Below are 19,783 nucleotides of genomic sequence, written 5' to 3'. Positions count from 1 at the left end.
CGAAGGGGCCTTCCCTGGGCGGCAGATGACGGGCAGGATCGGACCAGTTTCCGTTCCGTTCATCTGCGGGAAAGCATCCGGAAGCGCGCCGGTGGCACCCTCGTGGAGTCGCCGGCGCTCGCCGGTTCACCCGACGACCTCATCAGGAGACCCCTTCGCATGTCATCGAAGACACGACCTCACGCGCGGCGCGGTGCGGCGGCCCTTCTCGGGGCCAGCCTCATCGCAAGCGGCCTCGTCGCGCTACCCACGGCGGCCGTCGCCGCTCCCGACGGCTCCGGCCTCGTCATCAGCGAGGTCTACGGGGGCGGCGGCAACAGCGGCGCCACGCTCACGCACGACTTCGTCGAGCTGTTCAACCCGACGGATGAGGCGGTCGACCTCGCCGAGCTGAGGCTCGAGTACAAGTCGGCGGCCGGCGGATCGGGAGGCGCGCTCGACCTCGACGGCGTTGTCGAGCCGGGCGGGCACTTCCTCGTGCAGCTCGCCCAGGGCAGCGGCGGCAGTCAGGCGCTTCCCGCGCCCGACCAGACCGGCTCGCTTGCGCTGTCGGGATCGAACGGGCGTGTCTACCTCTACGAGGGCACCGGCCAGTTCGACGGCGCGGAGGGCGACATCGCGGGCGCGGAAGGGCTCGTCGACATGGTCGGCTACGGATCCGCCGTCTCGTTCGAGGGCGCGGCGACGCCGAGCCTCAGCAACACGACGAGCGCGTCGCGCGCCGAGGGCGGCGCCGACACCGATGACAACTCCGCCGACTTCGCCGTCGGCGCGCCGGCGCCGACGAACGCGGCCGGCGAGGGCGACGCACCGGGCGAGCCCGAGCCGACGCCCGACCCCACCGACGAGCCGGTCGTCGAGGCGACGATCGCCGAGGTGCAGGGCACGGGCGACGCCTCCGAGATGCAGGGGCAGACGGTCGTCGTCGAGGGCGTCGTCACGGCCGATTGGCGAGAGGGCGGCTTCAACGGGTTCACAATGCAGGATCCGGCGGGCGACCCGACCGACGGCGCGTCCGACGCGATCTTCGCGTGGGGCGACAGCGCCCGCGCCGAGATCGGCGAGAGCGTGCGCGTCTCGGGCGAGGTGAGCGAGTACGACGGCCTCACCGAGATCACGGTCGACGACATCGTCGTGCTCGACGAGGATCTCGGCGACGTCGAGCCCCTGACCGACTGGGAGGCCGTCGCGACCGACGAGGGCAAGCACGCGCACCAGAGCGAGCTCGTCCATGTCGAGGCGCCGTTCACGGTCACCGACAACTACGACGCGAACTTCTACGGATCCTTCGGGCTCGCCGTCGGCGAGGAGACGCTGCGTCAGCCCACGGCCGACATCGACCCGCACGACGTGCAGGCGATCGAGCAGGCGCAGCGCGAGAACGCCGCGAAGTCGATCACGCTCGATGACGCGCGCAGCACGAATTTCTCCAGCCGGACCGACGTGCCGCTGTCCTACCTGACGACCGACAGCCCGGTGCGCGTCGGGGCGCAGGTCGCGTTCGAGCAGCCGTTCGTCCTCGACTACCGCTACGGCGGCTGGGCGCTGCAGCCCACGACGCCGATCTCCGGCGACGGCTCCGATGTCGTGACGTTCTCCGATGAGCGCGTCGAGAACGCGGCACCGGCGGACGTCGGGGGAGACCTGACGCTCGCGACCTTCAACGTCCTGAACTACTTCCCGACGACGGCCGAGGAGTTCGTCGCCGAGGGGCTCGGCACCTGCACGACGTACGACGACCGCGAGGGCACGCCGATCGGCGCGAACCGGTGCGAGCCGAACGGTCCGCGCGGAGCGGCCACGGCCGAGAGCTTCGAGCGCCAGGAGACGAAGATCGTGAATGCGATCAGCGGGACCGGCGCGTCGGTCGTCTCGCTCGAGGAGATCGAGAACTCGTCGCACTACGGCAAGGACCGCGACGTCGCCGTCGAGACGCTCGTCGCCGCCCTCAACGAGAAGGACGGCGAGGGCGTGTGGAGCTACGCCGCGAGCCCCGAGGGCGTGCCGTCCGACGAGGATGTGATCCGCAACGCCTTCATCTTCCGCACGGCCGACGTCGAGCTCGTGGGCGCGTCGCACATCCTCACAGGCGACCCCGCCTTCCACAACGCGCGCGAACCGCTGTTCCAGGGCTTCAAGGCTGCGGGAGCGGACGACGACGACGCGTTCCTCGTGTCGGCGAACCACTTCAAGTCGAAGGGGTCCGGCACCGACGACGGCACGGGCCAGGGCAATGCCAACCCCGACCGCGTCGCGCAGGCCGAGGCCCTCGTCGAGTACTCGGCCGAGGTGCAGGAGCTCACAGACATCGACAGCGTGTTCCTCGCGGGAGACTTCAACGCCTACGCGGCGGAGGATCCCGCGCGTGCGATCGAGGCCGGGGGATTCACGAACCTCAACTACGCGCTCAACGGCGGCGAGGCGACGTACAACTACGACGGTCAGGACGGATCCCTCGACCACGTCTTCGCGAACGAGTCGGCCATGGATCTCGTCACCGGCGTCGACGTGTGGCAGATCAACGCCCAGGAGCAGGTGGGCTACGAATACAGCCGCTACAACTACAACGCGACGCTGCTGTATGACGAGTCGGTGTTCCGCGCGAGCGACCACAACCCGATCCTCGTCGGCATCGAGGCGCCCGAGACCGAGCAGCCGGCGGCCGAGTGGACGCGCGGCGACGTCTACACCGACGGCGACATCGTCTCGCACAAGGGAGCGACGTACGTCGCCCAGTGGTGGACGACCGAGAAGCCGGGCACGACGCCCTGGGGATCCTGGATGGAACAGGGCGAGATCGTCGCCTGCGAGCAGGGCGATATCGCGTCCTGGACGCGTTCGCAGGTATACGAGGGCGGCGAGCACGTGACGCGCGGCGGCGAGGTGTTCGAGGCGCAGTGGTGGACGCGCAACCAGAATCCCGCGGGGAAGCACGGCCCATGGGAGTCGCTGGGCGCCTGCTGATCCCGCATCGCTGAACGGGCCCCACCTCGCCGACGCGAGGTGGGGCCCGTTCGCACCCTGGTGCGACCCAGCTGACTGCGGCCATACTGTCCGACATGACTGCCGTGGAATCCTGGCTCGCCGGAGGCGGCGACCTTCTCTGGACCTGGATCGTTCTCCCCATCGTCGCGGTGCTCGGCATCTATCTCACGGTGCGCAGCGGCGCTGTGCAGCTGCGCCTGATCCCCGAGATGTTCCGCACGCTCACCGACAAGACGCCCCGCGACGAGAGCGGCAAGCCGCAGTCCGTGTCCGCGTTCCAGGCGTTCACGATGTCGGCCGCGTCGCGCGTGGGCACCGGCAACATCGCGGGCGTCGGCACGGCGATCGCCGTAGGCGGCCCCGGTGCGGTGTTCTGGATGTGGCTCATGGCGACGATCGGAGCGGCCTCGGCGTTCGCGGAGTCGTCGCTCGCGCAGCTCTTCAAGGAGCGCGGCCGCGACGGCTTCCATGGGGGGCCCGCCTATTACATGTCGCGTGGTCTCGGCGCACGCTGGATGGGCGTGCTGTTCGCCGTGATCCTCATCTTCTGCTTCCCGTTCGCATTCAGCGCCCTGCAGGCGAACACGATCGCCGTGACGATGACGTCGGCGCTCTCGACGCTCGGCGGCCCCGAGGGCAGCTGGGTTCCTCTCGGCGTCGGCATCGTCACGGCGGTGCTCACCGCACTCGTCGTCTTCGGCGGAGTGCGTCGCATCGCGCACGTCACCCAGGCGCTCGTGCCGCTCATGGCGCTCGCGTTCCTGCTGCTCGGCCTCGCGGTGATCGTCATGAACATCGAGCAGCTCCCCGCGGCGATCACGTCGATCTTCACCGAGGCGTTCGGGTTCAACGAGGTCCTCGGCGCGACTCTCGGGCAGATCATCATGACCGGCGTGAAGCGGGGGATGTTCTCGAATGAGGCGGGCCTCGGATCCGCCCCGAACGCCGGCGCCTCCGCCGCCGTCACGCACCCGGTCAAGCAGGGGCTCGTGCAGTCGCTCGGCGTGTACTTCGACACCATGATCGTGTGCTCGATCACGGCGTTCATCATCCTCGTGGCCGTTCCTCTTGAGCGGGACGGGCTCAGCGGGATCGAGCTCACCGAGACGGCGCTCACGACATCGCTCGGAAGCTGGGCGTCGGTCGCCCTCGCGATCGTGGTGTTCCTCCTCGCGTTCAGCTCGATCATCGGGAACTACTACTACGGCCAGTCGAGCATGGAGTTCATCTCGTCGAAGAGCTCCGTGCTGACGACGTTCCGGATCCTCGTGGTGCTCGCCGTCCTCGCGGGATCCGTCGTGTCGGCGAGTCTCGTGTGGACGACGGCCGATGCGGTGATGGGCGTCATGGCCGTGATCAACCTCGTCGCCGTCGCTCTCCTGTCGGGGCTCGTGTTCCGCCTTCTCAAGGACTACACGCAGCAGCGGCGCGAGGGGCTGGATCCCGTCTTCACGCGCGCGCTCATGCCGGACGTGACGGGCATCAGCTGCTGGGAGGACGCCGACTCCGTCACTGGGCCGATCGACCTCCCCACGAGGCGCAGCCAGGCCGAGAAGCACCGAGACCACCTGCACGGGCACACAGAGTGATGCCGGGAGCGATCCGGTAAGCTCGAGCAGATATCGGCGTGAACTCTGCGTCGGTGGGAGAGCTGAATAGGGAGGCCGCTGTGGACATCGATCTGGCATTGCTGCGTTCGATCGAGCGTGAGAAAGAGATTCCGTTCGACGAGCTGGCAGGGATCATCGAACAGGCCGTGCTGACGGCGTTCGCCAAGCACGTCACCCAGACCGGAGAGCCCCCCGAGGGGGCGCGGGCCGAACTCGACCGCAAGACGGGACATGTCGCGGTGCTCGTCCCCGTGACCGACGACGAGGGTGCGATCGTCGGCGAAGAGGAGCAGAACCCCGAGGACTTCGGGCGCATCGCCGCCTACGCCGCGAAGCAGGTCATCAGCCAGCGTCTGCGCGACCTCGCCGACGACGCCGTGCTGGGTGAGTTCCGCGGCAAGGAGGGCGACATCGTCGCCGGCATCGTGCAGCAGGGGCCGAACCCGCGCATGATCCACGTCGATCTCGGCACCGTCGAGGCGATTCTTCCGCCGGAGGAGCAGGTCCCCGGTGAGGAGTACACGCACGGATCCCGCATCCGCGTCTACGTGACGAGCGTCGGTCGCGGGGCCAAGGGGCCGGCGATCACGGTCTCGCGCACGCACCCCGGTCTCGTGCGCAAGCTGTTCGCGCTCGAGGTTCCCGAGATCGCGTCCGGGCTGGTCGAGATCACATCGATGGCGCGCGAGGCGGGCCACCGCACGAAGATGGCGGTGATCGCGAACGATCCGTCGATCAATGCGAAGGGTTCGTGCATCGGCGAGCTCGGACGTCGCGTCCGCGCCGTCCAGGACGAGCTGGCGGGCGAGAAGATCGACATCGTCGACTACGACAGCGACCTCGCGTCGTTCGTCGCGCATGCCCTGTCGCCTGCCAAGGTCAGCTCGAGCTTCGTGCTCGATGAGAAGACGAAGGCCGTGCGCGCTCTCGTCCCCGATTATCAGCTGTCGCTGGCGATCGGCAAGGAGGGGCAGAACGCCCGCCTCGCGGCCAAGCTCACGGGGGCGAAGATCGACATCCAGCCCGACAGCATCCTCGAAGAGGACTGACACGCGGCGCGGCCGCTCAGAGCGAGGCGTGTAAGATGGATGCCGTACGAACGTGCGTTGGTTGTCGCACGCGTGCTTCCCGAACCGCACTTCTGCGGATCGTCGCCATCGAATCCCACCTCGTCATCGACGAGCGTGCATCGATGCCGGGGAGGGGCGCGTGGGTTCACCCGACGCGCACGTGCCTGGAGCTGGCTCTCCAGCGGCGCGCATTCGTGCGAGCACTCCGTGTGTCGGGACCGCTCGATACGCAGACACTCGAGGAACGGCTGAACAGCTATGGAAATCAAGTGAACGGCTCGAAATGAGACCCGTCCGCCTTTAGAGGTCTGCCCTGTCCGGGGCAGGCCGCCCAGACAGGAGAATTGTGGCAAAACCACGCGTACATGAGATCGCGGCCGAACTCGGCGTCGACAGCAAGACGGCGCTTGCCAAGCTCAAGGAGCTCGGAGAGTTCGTGAAGAGCCCGTCGTCGACGGTCGAACCCCCCGTCGCGCGCAAGCTGCGCGCCGCGTTCGAGTCCGACGGACCCGCGAAGCCCGCCGAGCAGAAGAAGCCGGCGCCCCAGCCCGGCGGCCGCCCGGCGCCCGCGCGCCCCGGCGCACAGGGCGCTCCGAAGCCGGGCCCCAAGCCCGGTCCGGCCAAGCCCAAGGCCGACGAGAAGCCGGCTGAGAAGGCCGAGTCCTCGGCCCCGCAGCCCGGTTCGAGCGCCCCGCAGTCGGAGTCGAGCGCCCCGCAGTCGGAGTCGAGCGCCCCGCAGCCCGGGTCGAGCGCCCCGCAGCCCGGTTCAAGCGCCCCGTCACCTGGTTCGAGTGCGCCCAAGCCCGGCACGCCGACGCCCGGCGCCCCCAAGCCCGGCGGAGCGAAGTCCGGTCCTCCCAAGCCCGGCCAGGCGCGTCCCGGCAACAACCCCTACTCGTCTGAGCAGGGAATGGGCAAGCGCCCCGGCGGCCCGCGTCCCGGAAACAACCCCTTCGCCTCGCAGCAGGGCATGGGGCAGCGTCCGACGCCCGGCAACATCCCTCGTCCCCCCAAGCCGCAGGCTCCGCGCCCCGGCGCCCCGAAGCCTGGTCGCCCCGGCGGTCCCGGCGGTCGAGGTCGTCCGGGCGGACCCGGTGGCGGTCGTCCCGGTGCCGGTGGTGCCGGCGGCGCGCCGTTCCAGCAGCGCGGTCCGGGCGTGCGTCCCGCCGGCGGCTTCAGCGGCCGCCCCGGTCCCGGTGGTCGTCGCGGCGGCACGGCCGGCGCGTTCGGCAAGGGCGGCGGCAAGTCGAAGCAGCGGAAGTCGCGTCGCGCGAAGCGCCAGGAATTCGAGATGAGGCAGGCGCCTGTCGTCGGCGGCGTCAAGGTTCCCAAGGGCGACGGCAACACGATCGTCCGGATGCGCCGCGGCGCATCGATCGCCGACTTCGCCGAGAAGCTCGAGCAGATGCACGGTGTTCCGGTTCAGCCCGGAAACCTGGTGACGGTGCTGTTCCACCTCGGTGAGATGGCGACGGCGACGGAATCGCTCGACGAGTCGACGTTCGAGGTGCTCGGCGCCGAGATCGGCTACAAGGTCGAGGTCGTCTCGCCCGAGGACGAGGACAAGGAGCTCCTCGAGAGCTTCGGCCTCAACCTCGAGCAGGAGGAGCTCGAGGAGGACGACGAGAACCTCGAGATCCGTCCTCCCGTGGTCACCGTCATGGGTCACGTCGACCACGGTAAGACGCGCCTTCTCGACGCGATCCGCGACACCAGCGTGATCGAGGGCGAGGCCGGTGGCATCACCCAGCACATCGGCGCCTACCAGATCTGGACCGAGCACGAAGAGCACGAGCGTGCGATCACGTTCATCGACACCCCGGGTCACGAGGCGTTCACCGCCATGCGTGCACGTGGTGCCGATGTCACCGACATCGCCATCCTCGTGGTCGCGGCCGACGACGGCATCATGCCGCAGACGGTCGAGGCGCTGAACCACGCACAGGCGGCCGGCGTGCCGGTCGTCGTGGCGGTCAACAAGGTCGACAAGCCCGATGCCAACCCGGCGAAGGTGCGCTCGCAGCTCACCGAGTACGGACTGGTGGCCGAGGAGTACGGCGGAGACGTCATGTTCGTCGACGTGTCGGCTCGTCAGAACACGGGCATCAAGGACCTGCTCGAAGCGGTCCTGCTCACGGCTGACGCCGGTCTCGACCTCCGCGCGAACCCCCACAAGGAGGCGCGCGGCATCGCGATCGAGGCCAAGCTCGACAAGGGGCGCGGATCCATCGCGACCGTTCTCGTGCAGGGCGGCACGCTCCGCGTCGGCGACCCGATCGTCGCCGGAACGGCCTACGGCCGCGTCCGCGCGATGATCGACGAGCACGGCGAGCGCGTCCAGGAGGCGGCTCCGTCGCGTCCGGTCCAGGTGCAGGGTCTGAACTCGGTGCCCCGCGCCGGCGACCTGTTCCTCGTTCCCGAGGATGACCGCACGGCTCGTCAGATCGCTGAGAAGCGTGAAGCGGCTGAGCGCAACGCGGCTCTCGCGAAGGCCCGCAAGCGCATGTCGCTCGAGGACTTCACGAAGGCTCTCGAGGAGGGCAAGGTCGAGTCGCTCAACCTCATCATCAAGGGTGACGTCTCGGGTGCCGTCGAGGCGCTCGAGGAGTCGCTCCTGAAGATCGAGGTCGATGACAGCGTCCAGCTGCGTATCATCCACCGCGGTGTGGGTGCCATCACCGAGAGCGACATCAACCTCGCCACGATCGACAACGCGATCGTGCTCGGCTTCAACGTGCGTCCGGATACGAAGGCACGCGAAGCAGCTCAGCGCGAGGGCGTGGACGTCCGCTTCTACAACGTCATCTACAACGCGATCGACGATGTCGAAGCATCGCTCAAGGGCATGCTCAAGCCGGAGTACGAGGAGGTCCAGTCGGGTCTCGCAGAGATCCGCGAGGTCTTCCGCTCGTCGAAGGTCGGCAACATCGCCGGTGTCATCGTGCGGTCGGGAACGATCACGCGCAATGCCAAGGCGCGCGTCATCCGCGACGGCGTCGTGCTGGCCGATGGCCTCGCCATCGAGTCGCTGCGTCGCTTCAAGGACGACGTGACCGAGGTGAAGACCGACTTCGAGGCCGGTATCGGGCTCGGAAAGTACAACGACATCCAGATCGGCGACGAGGTCGAGACCATCGAGATGGTCGAGAAGCCGCGCACCTGATCGCGTAGCCTCACTCTCAGCTGAAGGATCTGCCGGGCGCCTCCTCACGGGGCGCCCGGCAGGATCGTCCCGGAAGGGGGACATCATGGCCGGATTCGAACGACGTGCCCGTGTGGCGGACCGCATTCGCGTGATTCTGTCGGAGCGCCTGCAGAAGGGCCTTCGGGATCCGCGGCTCGGCTTCGTCACGATCACCGACGTGCGCGTGACGGGCGACCTGCAGAACGCCTCGGTGTTCTACACGGTCTATGGAACCGACGAGGAGCGCGAGGGAACGGCGGCGGCGCTGAAGGCCGCGACGGGTCTGCTCCGCAGCGAGGTCGGCCGCGGGCTCAATACGCGTCTGACGCCCACGCTCGAGTTCTTCGCCGACGCGCTTCCCGAGGAGGCCTCGCACCTCACGGAGCTGCTGCGCAAGGCGCATGAGCAGGATGAGCAGGTGCACGGACTCGCGGCGAACGCAACATACGCCGGCGATGCGGATCCGTACCGTCACGACGACGAGGACGACCGCGACGCCTGATCAGGGCACGAGATGACGATGGGCCGCACTCCGACGGAGTGCGGCCCATCGTCATCAGCGCGGGAGGGAGACGAGCTCGCCGTCCGGGACGATGAGACCGTCGTCGAACAGCGACGCGAGAGCGCGGTCGCGCTGGGAGGGGTCGTGCCAGTCGGCCAGGAGGGCGTCGAGCGGGATCGCGCGGGGAGAGGCGTCCCGCAGGGCCTTCAGCGCGATTCCGCGCGCCTGCCGGTCGCTGCCCTCGTACTTCGCCTGCCGTCGTCGCAGATCGGGCGTCTCGGGGGAGCCGGCGGCCACCCAGGCGCAGCGGTGCCGGATCGGGCATGCGGAGCACCGGGGCGAGCGGGCCGTGCACACGGTCTGACCGAGTTCCATGACGGCCGCGTTCATGACCGCGGCGGCCTCGGCGTCCTCCGGGAGGAGACTCGCCATCACGGCGAGGTCGCGGCGATGGGCGACACCGGGATGCGCCCTGCTCTCGATCGCGCGGGCCAGCACGCGTCGCGTGTTCGTGTCGACGACGGGATGGCGGTCGCCGTAGGCGAAGACGGCGACGGCGCGCGCCGTGTAGTCGCCGATCCCCGTGAGCGCGAGCAGCGCGTCGACGTCGCGCGGGACGACGCCGTCGTGGCGGTCCCGAATCTCGACGGCCGCGCGGTGGAGCCAGAGCGCGCGCCGCGGATAGCCGAGGTTCGCCCACTGCTCGACGGCATCCGCCGGCGCCGCGTCCGCGAGATCCGCCGGTGTCGGCCACCGCTCGAGCCACGCGGTGAGCAGCGGGATCACGCGGGCGACGGGCGTCTGCTGCAGCATGAACTCGCTGACGAGCGTTCCCCACGCGCCGAAGCCCTCGCGACGCCAGGGGAGGTCGCGCGCCTCGCGCTGATACCAGGGCACCAGGATGGACGAGAGATCCGTGGATGGCATCCGGTCATCTTACGATCAGGTGATCGTGATCGAACGGTTGTGAAACCGCCCCCTTTCGTGATCCGCTCGTGTCCTGAGCCGCGTAACGTTCCCGGAGGTGGAATTCGCGATCACGGAACCCGGAGGAACGATGGTGCACAGGCACGGACGACGAGCAGTCGCGACGGCGGCGGCGCTTCTCGTCGGAGCGGGACTTCTCGCGGCGTGCACGACACCGGTCCCGACGGTTTCGGAGCCGTCCTCGCCCGACCCGACCGCGTCGACCCCGGCCACGGCCGACATCATCACGCCGACGCCGACGTCCGAGCCCGACACGCGGCGCGATGACCCGGAGGACCCCGATTCGTGGGTCATCACCGAGCAGGGCATCGGGCCCGTCGATGTCGGCGCCGACTTCGATTCGGCCATCGACGACATCAAGACGACGAACGTCGGCCCGCTGTGCGATGGCGTGGCGTACGGCGCCGCCTCCGACAACGCCTACGACATCCTCGTCATCAAGGACCGCTACGACGGCACAGACGAGATCGTCGAGGTCAGCATCGGGTGGAACGGCGACACGATGGGCGTGGGCCCGCGCACCGAGGAGGGGCTCGGCCTCGGTTCGACGAAGTCCGAGGTCCTCAGCACGTACGACGACGCGGCCGAGGTCGCATCCGTGATCCAGGGGCGGTCGTTCGTCGCCGTGGCCGAGGGCGACGTCGACATGACATTCACGTACGTCGAGGGCTACGACGGCGCCGTTTCGGTCTCGGTGCTGTCAGGCGAAGAGCCCGCATACGAGGCCTGCGCGTAGCGGAGCGAGCACGCGCGTCGCTCAGTCGAGAGATCCGCGCTCTCGACCGCGATGGATCAGAAGCGGGCAGACGATCGCCGCCGTGACGAGAAGGACGCTCCCGACGACGGATGCGACGCTGAGGCCGTCGACGAAGGCGTGACGCGCGAGATCGGCGAGCTGCACGGCGATGTCGGACGGGAGCCGCTCCGCCACCCCGAGTGCCGCCCCCAGGCTCGATCCGATCGCCTCGGCCGCCTCCGCGGGAACGTCGTCGGGTACCCCTTCGAGCACCTGCGAGCGGTACAGCGCGGACCCGATCGATCCCAGGACGGCGACTCCCAGGGCGGCGCCGAACTCGCTCGCCGTCTCGGAGAGCGCGGCGGCCGCACCGGAGCGCCCGGGAGGTGAGGATCCGACGACGACGTCCGTCGCGAGGGTCATCATCGGCGCGATGCCGGCCCCGATGAACGCGGAGGCGACGATCGCCAGCGGCAGGCCTCCGTCGGCGGGCACCCCGCTGAAGGCGAGCATGCCGGCCGCGGCGACGGTCGCCCCCGCACCGAACACGGCCGCGTAGCCGAAGCGCCGCACGAGCGGCGAGGCCATGATCGCCGTCGCGCCGACGGCGATCATGACCGGCAGGATCGCCAGTCCCGCGACGATCGGGGAGAGCCCGGCGACGAGCTGCAGGTACTGGGCCTGGAAGAGCATGACGCCGACGAGCGCGAACATCGCCAGCCCCGCCCCGATGATCGCTCCCGCGAATCGTGGATGGGCGAACAGAGAGATGTCGACCAGCGGGCTCGCGATCCGGTGCTGCCGAACCGCGAACATCGCCCCGGCGAACACGCCGATGCCGCACGCGACCCAGGCGGGGGCCGACAGCGTGAGGTCCTCGGCGGCCGCCTTGGCCGCCCACACGACGGGCAGGATCGCGGCGAACGCGAGGACGACGCTCACCAGGTCGAGCCGACCGGGCTGCGCGTGGCGATACTCCGGGATGACGAGCGGCGCGACGATCAGAAGGGCGACGATCACGGGGACGTTCACGAGGAACACCGATCCCCACCACAGCACCTCCAGCAGCAGGCCGCCGACGATCGGACCGAGGGCGATGCCCGCGGACAGGCTCGCCGTCCAGATCCCGATCGCCTTCGTGCGCTCCGCCGGATCGGTGAACATGTTCCGGATCAGCGAGAGGGTCGACGGCATCAGCGTCGCCCCTCCGACGCCCATGAGCGCCCGCGCCATGATGAGGATCTCCGGAGTCGGCGAGAACGCCGCCACGGCGGAGGCACCGCCGAAGATGACTGCACCGATCAACAGGAGCCGGCGTCGGCCGATGCGATCGCCGATGTTTCCCATCACGATCAGCAGCCCGGCGAGCAGGAAGCCGTAGGCGTCGAGAATCCACAGCATCTGGCTGGCGGAGGGCTCGAGTTCTCGGGCGAGCGTGGGGATCGCGATGTGCAGGATCGTGATGTCCATCGAGGTCAGGATCACGGGCAGAGTCAGGACGGCGAGCCCGAGCCATCGTGCTCGATCCGTCGCCGCAGGAGTTCGAGAGGTGGACATGCGATCTCCGATCAGCGTTGCGTATTGAATACGCAACGATAGCGTATGGCGTACGCAACGCAATAGACTGACGAGGGAGGTGCGCTATGAGTCCACGAGTCGGCCCGTCCGGTCCCCTGTCGCGTGAGCGGATCGTCGACGCGGCGATCGGCCTCGCGGACGACGGCGGCCTCGAGGCGGTGACGATGAGCCGTGTCGCCGGGCAGCTCCGAACCGGAGCGATGTCGCTCTACCGTCACGTCTCGGACAAGGACGACCTCGTCGCCGCGATGGTCGAGCGAGTGACGACCGACTTCGCCTACCCCGACCGCGCGGGCCTCGACTGGCGCGGCTGCATGCACGCTCTCGCCGAACAGGACCGCGCCTCGTTCTCCGCGCACCCCTGGATGCTCGCCGCGACCGCGACGGTCACGCCGCCGTTCGGCACCGCGTCACTCGCCGCGATGGAATGGGCGCTCGATGTCCTCGAAGACGCCGGCATCTCCGGCGCGGACGCGGCGCGCGGGGTCATGACCATCAATCACTACGTCCACGGAAGCGCCCGCATCGCGCTCGGCGAGTCCTCCGCAGCCGGCTCCGATCCGGGCGCCGCCTGGCGTGAGCGCCTCCACGACGTCGAACTCTCGGCGCTCCCTCACCTGCGCCAGCTCATCGCCGCTCCCGCGCCCGCGGCCGACCGCAACTGGTTCGCCGATGGTCTCGACCTCATTCTCGACGGCCTTGAGCGCCGCGTCGGCCGCTGATCGACCTAGCGTGCCGCGCTGTCGGCGGCTCGCCCGACCATGGGCACGTGGGGGATCCCGTCTTCCAGGAACTCGGCTCCGCTGACCGCGAAGCCGAACCGCGCGTACCAGTACTGCAGGTGCGCCTGCGCGTCGAGGCGCACGGTGCGGCCGCCCGCGAGGCGCACCGCCTCGCGCATGAGGTCGGCGGCCAGGCCGCGTCCGCGTGCGGCCCTCGACGTCGCGACGCGGCCGATGCGCCGCTCGTCGCCGTCGTGCAGGAGGCGCACGGTCGCGAGCACCTCGCCCGCCGCCTCGAACCACAGAAGGAGGGCGTCGGGCTCGAGGTCGCGGCCATCGAGCTCGGGGTACGGGCACTCCTGCTCGACGACGAACACGTCGACCCGCAGCTGAAGAAGGCGGTACAGGGTGACGGGGTCCATCTCCCGCACGCGAGCGGTGCGGAGAGCGGGTTCGGAGGAAGCAGGCATCGACCCAGAATAGGCTGATGTACATGGCCGAATCCGGGATCCTGCTGGTCGACAAGCCGCAGGGAATCACGAGTCACGACGTCGTCGCCCGCACGCGCAGGGCTCTCGGGACGCGCAAGGTGGGGCACGCGGGAACGCTCGACCCCCTGGCGACGGGGCTCCTGATCGTCGGGGTCGAAGGTGCGACCCGGCTGCTCACGTTCATCGTCGGCCTCGGCAAGACCTACCGCGCCACGATCCGTCTCGGCCAGACGACCACGAGCGACGACGCCGACGGCGACATCGTCGGGGTGGCATCGTCGGAGGCGATCGCGCGGGTGACGGAGGAGCGGATCCGCGCAGGCGTCGCGGCGCTGACGGGGGAGATCTCCCAGATCCCGAGCGCCGTGTCGGCGATCAAGGTCGACGGGAAGCGCGCATACGACCGCGTGCGCGCGGGGGAGGACGTGCAGCTGAAGGCACGCGACGTGGTCATCTCCCGCTTCGACGTCGCCGACGTGCGTCGCGCGGAGGACGCGATCGAGCTCGACGTCGAGGTCGTGTGCTCCTCCGGCACGTACATCCGCGCTCTCGCACGGGACCTCGGAGCGGATCTCGGCGTCGGCGGCCATCTCACGATGCTGCGCCGGACGCACGTGGGGCGGTTCGAGGTCGCGGGGGCGGCCGTCGTCGACGAGATCGCGGATGCGACCCTCACCTCGCCGGCCGACGCGGCGGCGCTCGTGCTCGGCCGCATCGATGTGCCGGCTGATACGGCGCGCGACCTGCGGCACGGCAAGCGCACGGACGTGCCCGAGTCATTCGACGGGCAGCGCGCGGCGATCGACCCGGACGGCGAGCTCGTCGGCGTCGTGGAGCGTCGCGGCTCGGCGATGAAGAGCGTCATGAACATGCCGGAACGGCAGCGATGATCCTCTGGTTCACGATCGCGCAGATCGCGATCGCGTGCGCCGCGGGCGCGCTCTGCATCGTGCTCGGCCTCGTCGGCCGGCGCCCCGGTGACGTCTCGGTCGGGTCCCTGATCCTCGTCCAGCTCCTGCTGCTCGCGCAGATCGTCCTGGCCATCGTCGCCCCGCTCGTCGGCAACGTTCCGACGGGAAGCCTGCTCGAGTTCTGGACGTATCTCGTGTCCGCCGCGATCCTCCCCGTCGGAGGAATCGTGTGGGCGTTCGTCGATCGCGGCCGGTGGAGCGTCGTCGTCATGGGGGTGCTCGCGCTGGCCGTCGCGGTCATGATCTACCGCATGCACGTCATCTGGACCGTGCAGATCGCGTGAGCGACTCGCGCGCGGGGTGCCGTCGGCGCCTCGGAGATCGACACGCGCACCCGGAACGCACTCCTTCCGCCGCTGTGCCGCAGCGGCATCGGCGAGACGCTCGCGTCGGACGCGCCGACTACAATCGAACCGATATGCCTGACACCGTCTCGGGGCGCCGCATCACGGGCGTCGGAACCGTTCTCACCTTCGTGTACGCGGTCATGGCGCTCGCCGCCACGGGCCGCTCGTTCGTGCAGATCGTCGGCCGGTTCGACGAGGCGCCTGTTCCGTATCTGCTGAGCGCACTCGCGGCAGTGGTGTACATCCTCGCCACCGTCGCACTGCTGCTGTCGCGCAGCGGCACGTGGCATCGCATCGCGCAGATCGCGGTCGCGTTCGAGCTGGTGGGCGTCCTGGTGATCGGCACGCTCAGCTGGGCGATGCCCGATGTCTTCCATGCCGACGCGACGGTCTGGTCGCTGTACGGGGCCGGCTACGTGTGGATCCCGCTGGTTCTGCCGGTCCTCGGGATGTGGTACCTCCGCGCCCATCGCCCGCCGCACACGGAGCGCGCCGCGTGATCGTCTTCCGCGACGCCTCGTCGATCCCGAGCGACTTCGGCGAGAGCGTCGTCGCGATCGGCAAGTTCGACGGTCTCCACGCGGGTCATCGCGCCATCGTCGAGAAGCTCCTCGTCGATGCCGCGTCGCGCGACGCGCGCACGGTCGCGGTCACCTTCGACCGCAATCCGCTGGCGACGATCGCCCCGGAGCGGTGTCCGGAGCAGGTCGTCGGCGTCGAGCAGAAGATCGATCTCCTCGCGGCAACCGGCCTCGACGCCGCGCTCGTCCTGACCTTCGATGAGGCGCTCGCGTCCGTTCCGGCTGAGGATTTCGTGATGCGTTATCTCGTCGAGGGGCTGCGCACGCAGCGCGTGCTCGTCGGGGAGGACTTCCGCTTCGGCGCGCACGGCGCGGGCGATGTCGACCTGCTGCGCCGCATGGGAGCGGAGCACGGGTTCACGGTCGAGAAGATGCGCGACGTCGCGAGCGCCGCGGCCGCGGGCGCCGATGCGGGCAGGCGCGTCTCGTCGACGTGGATCCGCGAGCTGCTGAGCGAGGGCGACGTCGAGCGGGCGGCGAAGCTGCTCGGCCGCAGCCACGCGGTGCGCGGCGAGGTCGTGCACGGACTCCAGCGCGGGCGCGAACTCGGCTTCCCGACCGCGAATCTCGCGCCCGACCTCGCGGGCTTCGTGCCCGCTGACGGCGTCTACGCGGGTTGGCTCATCGTGCGCCGCCCCGAGGGCGAGCTGGGGACGGGGTCGCGCTATCCCGCGGCGATCTCGGTCGGGACGAACCCGACCTTCGACGACGTCCCGCAGCGCGTCGTCGAGGCGCACGTGATCGATCGCGACGACCTCGACCTCTACGACCGCAGCGTCGACGTCGAGTTCGTCGCGTGGATCCGCGGCATGGTCGCCTTCGACGGCCTCGAGCCGCTCATCGCGCAGATGCGGAGCGATGTCGATCGTGCGCGCGAGCTGCTGCGCTGACGCCCGCTCAGTAGCTCGAGGAGTCCTCGGAGAGGGTCGCCGTGAGGCCGGAGGTGCGGGCGCGCAGCTCGCCGAGGATCGTCGCGCTGGCGCTCGTTCCGAGCCGCGTCGCACCGGCCGCGAGCATCGCCTCTGCCGCCTCGAGGCCGCGCACGCCGCCCGAGGCCTTGACCTGGACCGCGGGGGAGACGCTCGCACGCATGAGCGACACGTGCTCGATGGTCGCGCCGCCGCCTGCGAATCCGGTCGACGTCTTGACGAACGTCGCGCCGCCCTGCTCGGTGAGTCGCGAGCCGCGCGCGATCTGCTCGTCGTCGAGGAAGCTGGTCTCGAGGATCACCTTCGACACGGATCCGTCGGCCGCCTCGACGACCGCACGGATGTCGTCGACGACGCGCTCGTCCTCGCGCGAGAGGAGGCCGCCGATGTGGATCACCATGTCGAACTCGATCGCGCCGTCTGCCTTTGCCTGCCGCAGCTCGGCGACCTTCGCGGCCGACGACGTGGTGCCGTGCGGGAAGCCGATGACGGTGCCGACCGCGACGCCCGTGCCGTCGAGGCGCTTCACGGCGTAGGGGATGTCGGATGGGCGCACGCAGACGCTGAAGACGCCCCACTCGGCCGCGATGTCGAGCTCGCGATCGACCTCCGCCCGCGTGAAGTTGGGCTTGAGGATCGCGTGATCGATCGCCTGCGCGACGTGTGCTTCTGTGAGCTCGACTGCCATATCCCCAGGCTACCTGCGAGAATCCGCGGACACGCCGCGACATGGCGTAGACTGTCCGTCGTCACCCGCGGCGCACTTCGGCCGGGCTCTCCGGCTCGCGCTCGACCATGGCAGGTCCTGCGCCCTGTTCCGCGGACGCACGATCTCACGGCCCGCCGGCTTCACGGCCCGCGGTGATCAACGCTCAGGAGGAGCATGCCGACCACGGCGCCCGCGCGACAGCGCAAGAAGTCCTCGTCCGCCCGTCGCGATGACGAGGCGCCCATCATCCCGATCCTCGCGCGCAAGGTGCGCGAGGTCGAGGCGAAGGCCCAGAAGAACAAGCTCGGGCCGACGAACCGCGTCAAGTTCCAGGTGATCGCGTTCCTCGTCCGCGAGGAGCGAGCTCGCGTGAAGGCCGACGCATCGCTGGGCGACGCCGGACGCGCGGATCTGCTCAAGCGCCTCGACGGCGTCGCGACGATCCTGGCGAAGACGGCGGCGCGCGACACGTCGCTGATCCAGCTGCTCGAGGTCGACCAGGCGACGACACCGGTCGCGAAGCGCATGCGCCGCGACTGGCTGCTCGACGCGGGCGTCGAGCTCGCGCCGGAGGAGCTCGTGATCGACGATGCGAAGCCCGTCGCGCAGCAGTCGATCGTGCCGGCTGTCGCGTCCGAGCGCGCGGTCCGTCCGTCGCAGGTCGACGCGCGCATCGAGTCGAATCCCTTCCTCGCGCCGGATCCCGCCCGCCTCGAGCCGACGCCGCACTCCCGTCATCGCCTCGACGACTGGGAGCTCATGGGACCGCTCTACAAGTCATTCGCACAGGGCGCCGGCGGCGGCCCGGCCGTCATGCCGCTGCCCGAGATTCCCGAGTTCGACCGGCTCTCCCCGCGCGGGCTCACCGTCATGCCGCATCAGTCGCGCTTCCTCGAATCGGTCCGCGAGGGCCACCGCAGCTTCCTGCTCGCCGATGAGCCGGGCCTCGGCAAGACGGCCCAGTCGGTGCTCGCGGCGTCGGTTGCGAACGCGTACCCGCTGCTCGTCGTCGTGCCCAACGTCGTGAAGATGAACTGGGCGCGCGAGGTCGAGCGGTGGACGCCCCAGCGCACGGCCAGCGTGATCATGGGCGACGGCCACGACATCGATGCATTCGCCGACGTCTTCATCGTCAACTACGAGATCCTCGACCGCCATCTCGGCTGGCTCGCCGAGGTGGGGCTGCGCGGCATGGTCGTCGACGAGGCGCACTTCATCAAGAACCTCTCGTCGCAGCGCTCGCAGAACGTGCTCGCCCTGTCCCAGCGCGTGCGCGACACGACGCCGGACGGCAACCCGCTCATGATGGCGCTGACCGGCACCCCGCTCATCAACGACGTCGAGGACTTCGACGCCATCTGGCGCTTCCTCGGCTGGACCGACGGCACCAAGCCCGGCGCCGAGCTCATGGATCGCCTCGACGCCACGGGCTACACGCCCGCCGACAAGTCGTTCTATCCGGCCGCCCGCCAGGCGGTCATCGACCTGGGCATCGTCCGCCGCCGCAAGAAGGACGTCGCGCGCGACCTGCCCGACAAGCTCGTGGCAGACATGCCCGTGCAGCTCGACGACGAGTTCGGCCGCTCGATCGCTCAGGCGGAGCGCGAGCTCGCGCGGCGCCTCGCGGCCCGCTATCGCCGCATCCTCGAGGCGCGCGGCGACCGCGGCCTCGAACCCGGCGAGATCGACGAGGACATCGTGCACCTCGTGGCGATGGGGGAGCTCGAGGAGTCGCGCGCCGCGGGAGGCGACGGCGACAACGTCTTCACGATGGTGCGCCGCATCGGCCAGGGCAAGGCTCAGCTGGCCGCCGACTACGCGGCGCAGCTCGTGCGGTCCGTCGGCAAGGTGGTCTTCTTCGCGAAGCACATCGACGTCATGGATCAGGCCGAGAAGCAGTTCAAGGAGGCGGGCATCTCGTCGGTCTCCATCCGCGGGGAGCAGAGCACCACGTCCCGCCAGCAGGCGATCGACGCCTTCAACGACGACCCCGAGGTCGGGATCGCCGTCTGCTCGCTCACGGCTGCCGGCGTCGGCGTCAACCTGCAGGCGGCGTCGAACGTCGTGCTCGCCGAGCTGAGCTGGACGGCGGCCGAGCAGACGCAGGCGATCGACCGTGTGCACCGCATCGGCCAGGACGAGCCGGTCACGGCGTGGCGCATCATCGCGGCGCACACGATCGACCAGAAGATCGCCGAGCTCATCGACCAGAAGGAGGGTCTCGCGGCGCGGGCACTCGACGGCGAGAAGACGGGCGACGACGCCGTCGAGTCGGTGCAGCTGGCGGCTCTCAAGTCGCTCCTGCGCGACGAACTCGGATCCTGAGCGCGGCGCGCGTGAACTCCCGGGCCGTCGCTGTGCGTCGTGAGCTGTGAGGCAAT

General features: G+C 69.7%; 17 protein-coding genes. 13 read left to right on the top strand and 4 right to left on the bottom strand.

Annotated features, from left to right (window positions below; all coding sequences use genetic code 11):
• The first annotated feature begins 159 nt into the window (after positions 1-159).
• The 6 genes from KOL93_RS12445 (at position 160) to rbfA (ending at position 9,351) form a co-directional block, all read left to right on the top strand.
• Positions 160-2,964 (top strand): ExeM/NucH family extracellular endonuclease, encoded by a 2,805-nt coding sequence (locus tag KOL93_RS12445; protein ID WP_221585719.1) that lies wholly within the window; start codon positions 160-162, stop codon positions 2,962-2,964.
• A gap of 95 nt (positions 2,965-3,059) precedes the next feature.
• The gene (locus KOL93_RS12440; protein ID WP_221585718.1) at positions 3,060-4,574 is read left to right on the top strand and encodes an alanine/glycine:cation symporter family protein; all 1,515 of its coding nucleotides are present in this window, start codon (positions 3,060-3,062) and stop codon (positions 4,572-4,574) included.
• A gap of 80 nt (positions 4,575-4,654) precedes the next feature.
• On the top strand, positions 4,655-5,644 hold the full coding sequence (gene nusA, locus KOL93_RS12435; protein ID WP_221585717.1) for a transcription termination factor NusA: 990 nt from the start codon (positions 4,655-4,657) through the stop codon (positions 5,642-5,644).
• A 35-nt stretch (positions 5,645-5,679) separates the two neighbouring features.
• Positions 5,680-5,952 carry a YlxR family protein gene (locus KOL93_RS12430; RefSeq protein WP_221585716.1) on the top strand — a complete coding sequence of 91 codons (273 nt, stop codon included), beginning with the start codon at positions 5,680-5,682 and terminating at the stop codon, positions 5,950-5,952.
• 59 nt (positions 5,953-6,011) lie between these two features.
• Positions 6,012-8,828, top strand: coding sequence for a translation initiation factor IF-2 (gene infB / locus KOL93_RS12425; protein ID WP_221585715.1), 2,817 nt, complete (start codon positions 6,012-6,014; stop codon positions 8,826-8,828).
• A gap of 85 nt (positions 8,829-8,913) precedes the next feature.
• Complete coding sequence (rbfA, locus tag KOL93_RS12420; protein ID WP_221585714.1) at positions 8,914-9,351, top strand: 30S ribosome-binding factor RbfA; 438 nt, start codon at positions 8,914-8,916, stop codon at positions 9,349-9,351.
• Positions 9,352-9,405: 54 nt separating this feature from the next.
• Here rbfA and KOL93_RS12415 read toward each other — a convergent pair whose 3' ends face one another.
• A complete protein-coding gene (locus tag KOL93_RS12415) occupies positions 9,406-10,278 on the bottom strand; it encodes an HhH-GPD family protein (protein WP_221585713.1) in 873 nt (290 codons plus the stop codon).
• A gap of 130 nt (positions 10,279-10,408) precedes the next feature.
• On the opposite strand from KOL93_RS12415, the gene KOL93_RS12410 reads away from it, so the two are divergent.
• The gene (locus KOL93_RS12410) at positions 10,409-11,074 is read left to right on the top strand and encodes a hypothetical protein (protein WP_221585712.1); all 666 of its coding nucleotides are present in this window, start codon (positions 10,409-10,411) and stop codon (positions 11,072-11,074) included.
• A gap of 21 nt (positions 11,075-11,095) precedes the next feature.
• Here the strand turns inward: KOL93_RS12410 and KOL93_RS12405 are convergent, their stop codons facing one another.
• The gene (locus KOL93_RS12405) at positions 11,096-12,631 is read right to left on the bottom strand and encodes an MFS transporter (RefSeq protein ID WP_221585711.1); all 1,536 of its coding nucleotides are present in this window, start codon (positions 12,629-12,631) and stop codon (positions 11,096-11,098) included.
• An 86-nt stretch (positions 12,632-12,717) separates the two neighbouring features.
• Here KOL93_RS12405 and KOL93_RS12400 point away from each other — a divergent pair, with 86 nt between their 5' ends.
• Entirely contained in the window at positions 12,718-13,374 is a 657-nt protein-coding gene (locus KOL93_RS12400) for a TetR/AcrR family transcriptional regulator (RefSeq protein WP_221585710.1), read from the top strand.
• A gap of 5 nt (positions 13,375-13,379) precedes the next feature.
• Here the strand turns inward: KOL93_RS12400 and KOL93_RS12395 are convergent, their stop codons facing one another.
• Entirely contained in the window at positions 13,380-13,844 is a 465-nt protein-coding gene (locus tag KOL93_RS12395; protein WP_221585709.1) for a GNAT family N-acetyltransferase, read from the bottom strand.
• 23 nt (positions 13,845-13,867) lie between these two features.
• On the opposite strand from KOL93_RS12395, the gene truB reads away from it, so the two are divergent.
• From truB to KOL93_RS12375, 4 genes are all read left to right on the top strand, one after another.
• Complete coding sequence (gene truB / locus KOL93_RS12390; RefSeq protein WP_221585708.1) at positions 13,868-14,755, top strand: tRNA pseudouridine(55) synthase TruB; 888 nt, start codon at positions 13,868-13,870, stop codon at positions 14,753-14,755.
• Positions 14,752-15,120 carry a hypothetical protein gene (locus tag KOL93_RS12385; protein WP_221585707.1) on the top strand — a complete coding sequence of 123 codons (369 nt, stop codon included), beginning with the start codon at positions 14,752-14,754 and terminating at the stop codon, positions 15,118-15,120. The genes truB and KOL93_RS12385 overlap by 4 nt, the downstream gene beginning before the upstream one ends.
• 134 nt (positions 15,121-15,254) lie before the next feature.
• On the top strand, positions 15,255-15,683 hold the full coding sequence (locus KOL93_RS12380; protein WP_221585706.1) for a hypothetical protein: 429 nt from the start codon (positions 15,255-15,257) through the stop codon (positions 15,681-15,683).
• Positions 15,680-16,654, top strand: coding sequence for a bifunctional riboflavin kinase/FAD synthetase (locus tag KOL93_RS12375; RefSeq protein ID WP_221585705.1), 975 nt, complete (start codon positions 15,680-15,682; stop codon positions 16,652-16,654). The genes KOL93_RS12380 and KOL93_RS12375 overlap by 4 nt, the downstream gene beginning before the upstream one ends.
• A 7-nt stretch (positions 16,655-16,661) precedes the next feature.
• Here KOL93_RS12375 and deoC read toward each other — a convergent pair whose 3' ends face one another.
• On the bottom strand, positions 16,662-17,381 hold the full coding sequence (gene deoC, locus KOL93_RS12370; RefSeq protein WP_221585704.1) for a deoxyribose-phosphate aldolase: 720 nt from the start codon (positions 17,379-17,381) through the stop codon (positions 16,662-16,664).
• 195 nt (positions 17,382-17,576) lie between these two features.
• On the opposite strand from deoC, the gene KOL93_RS12365 reads away from it, so the two are divergent.
• Entirely contained in the window at positions 17,577-19,727 is a 2,151-nt protein-coding gene (locus KOL93_RS12365) for a DEAD/DEAH box helicase (protein WP_221585703.1), read from the top strand.
• Positions 19,728-19,783 lie beyond the last annotated feature (56 nt).

This window comes from Microbacterium salitolerans (genome assembly GCF_019720895.1).
Classification (GTDB): domain Bacteria; phylum Actinomycetota; class Actinomycetes; order Actinomycetales; family Microbacteriaceae; genus Microbacterium.
This window is presented reverse-complemented; position numbering and strand designations above follow the sequence as displayed.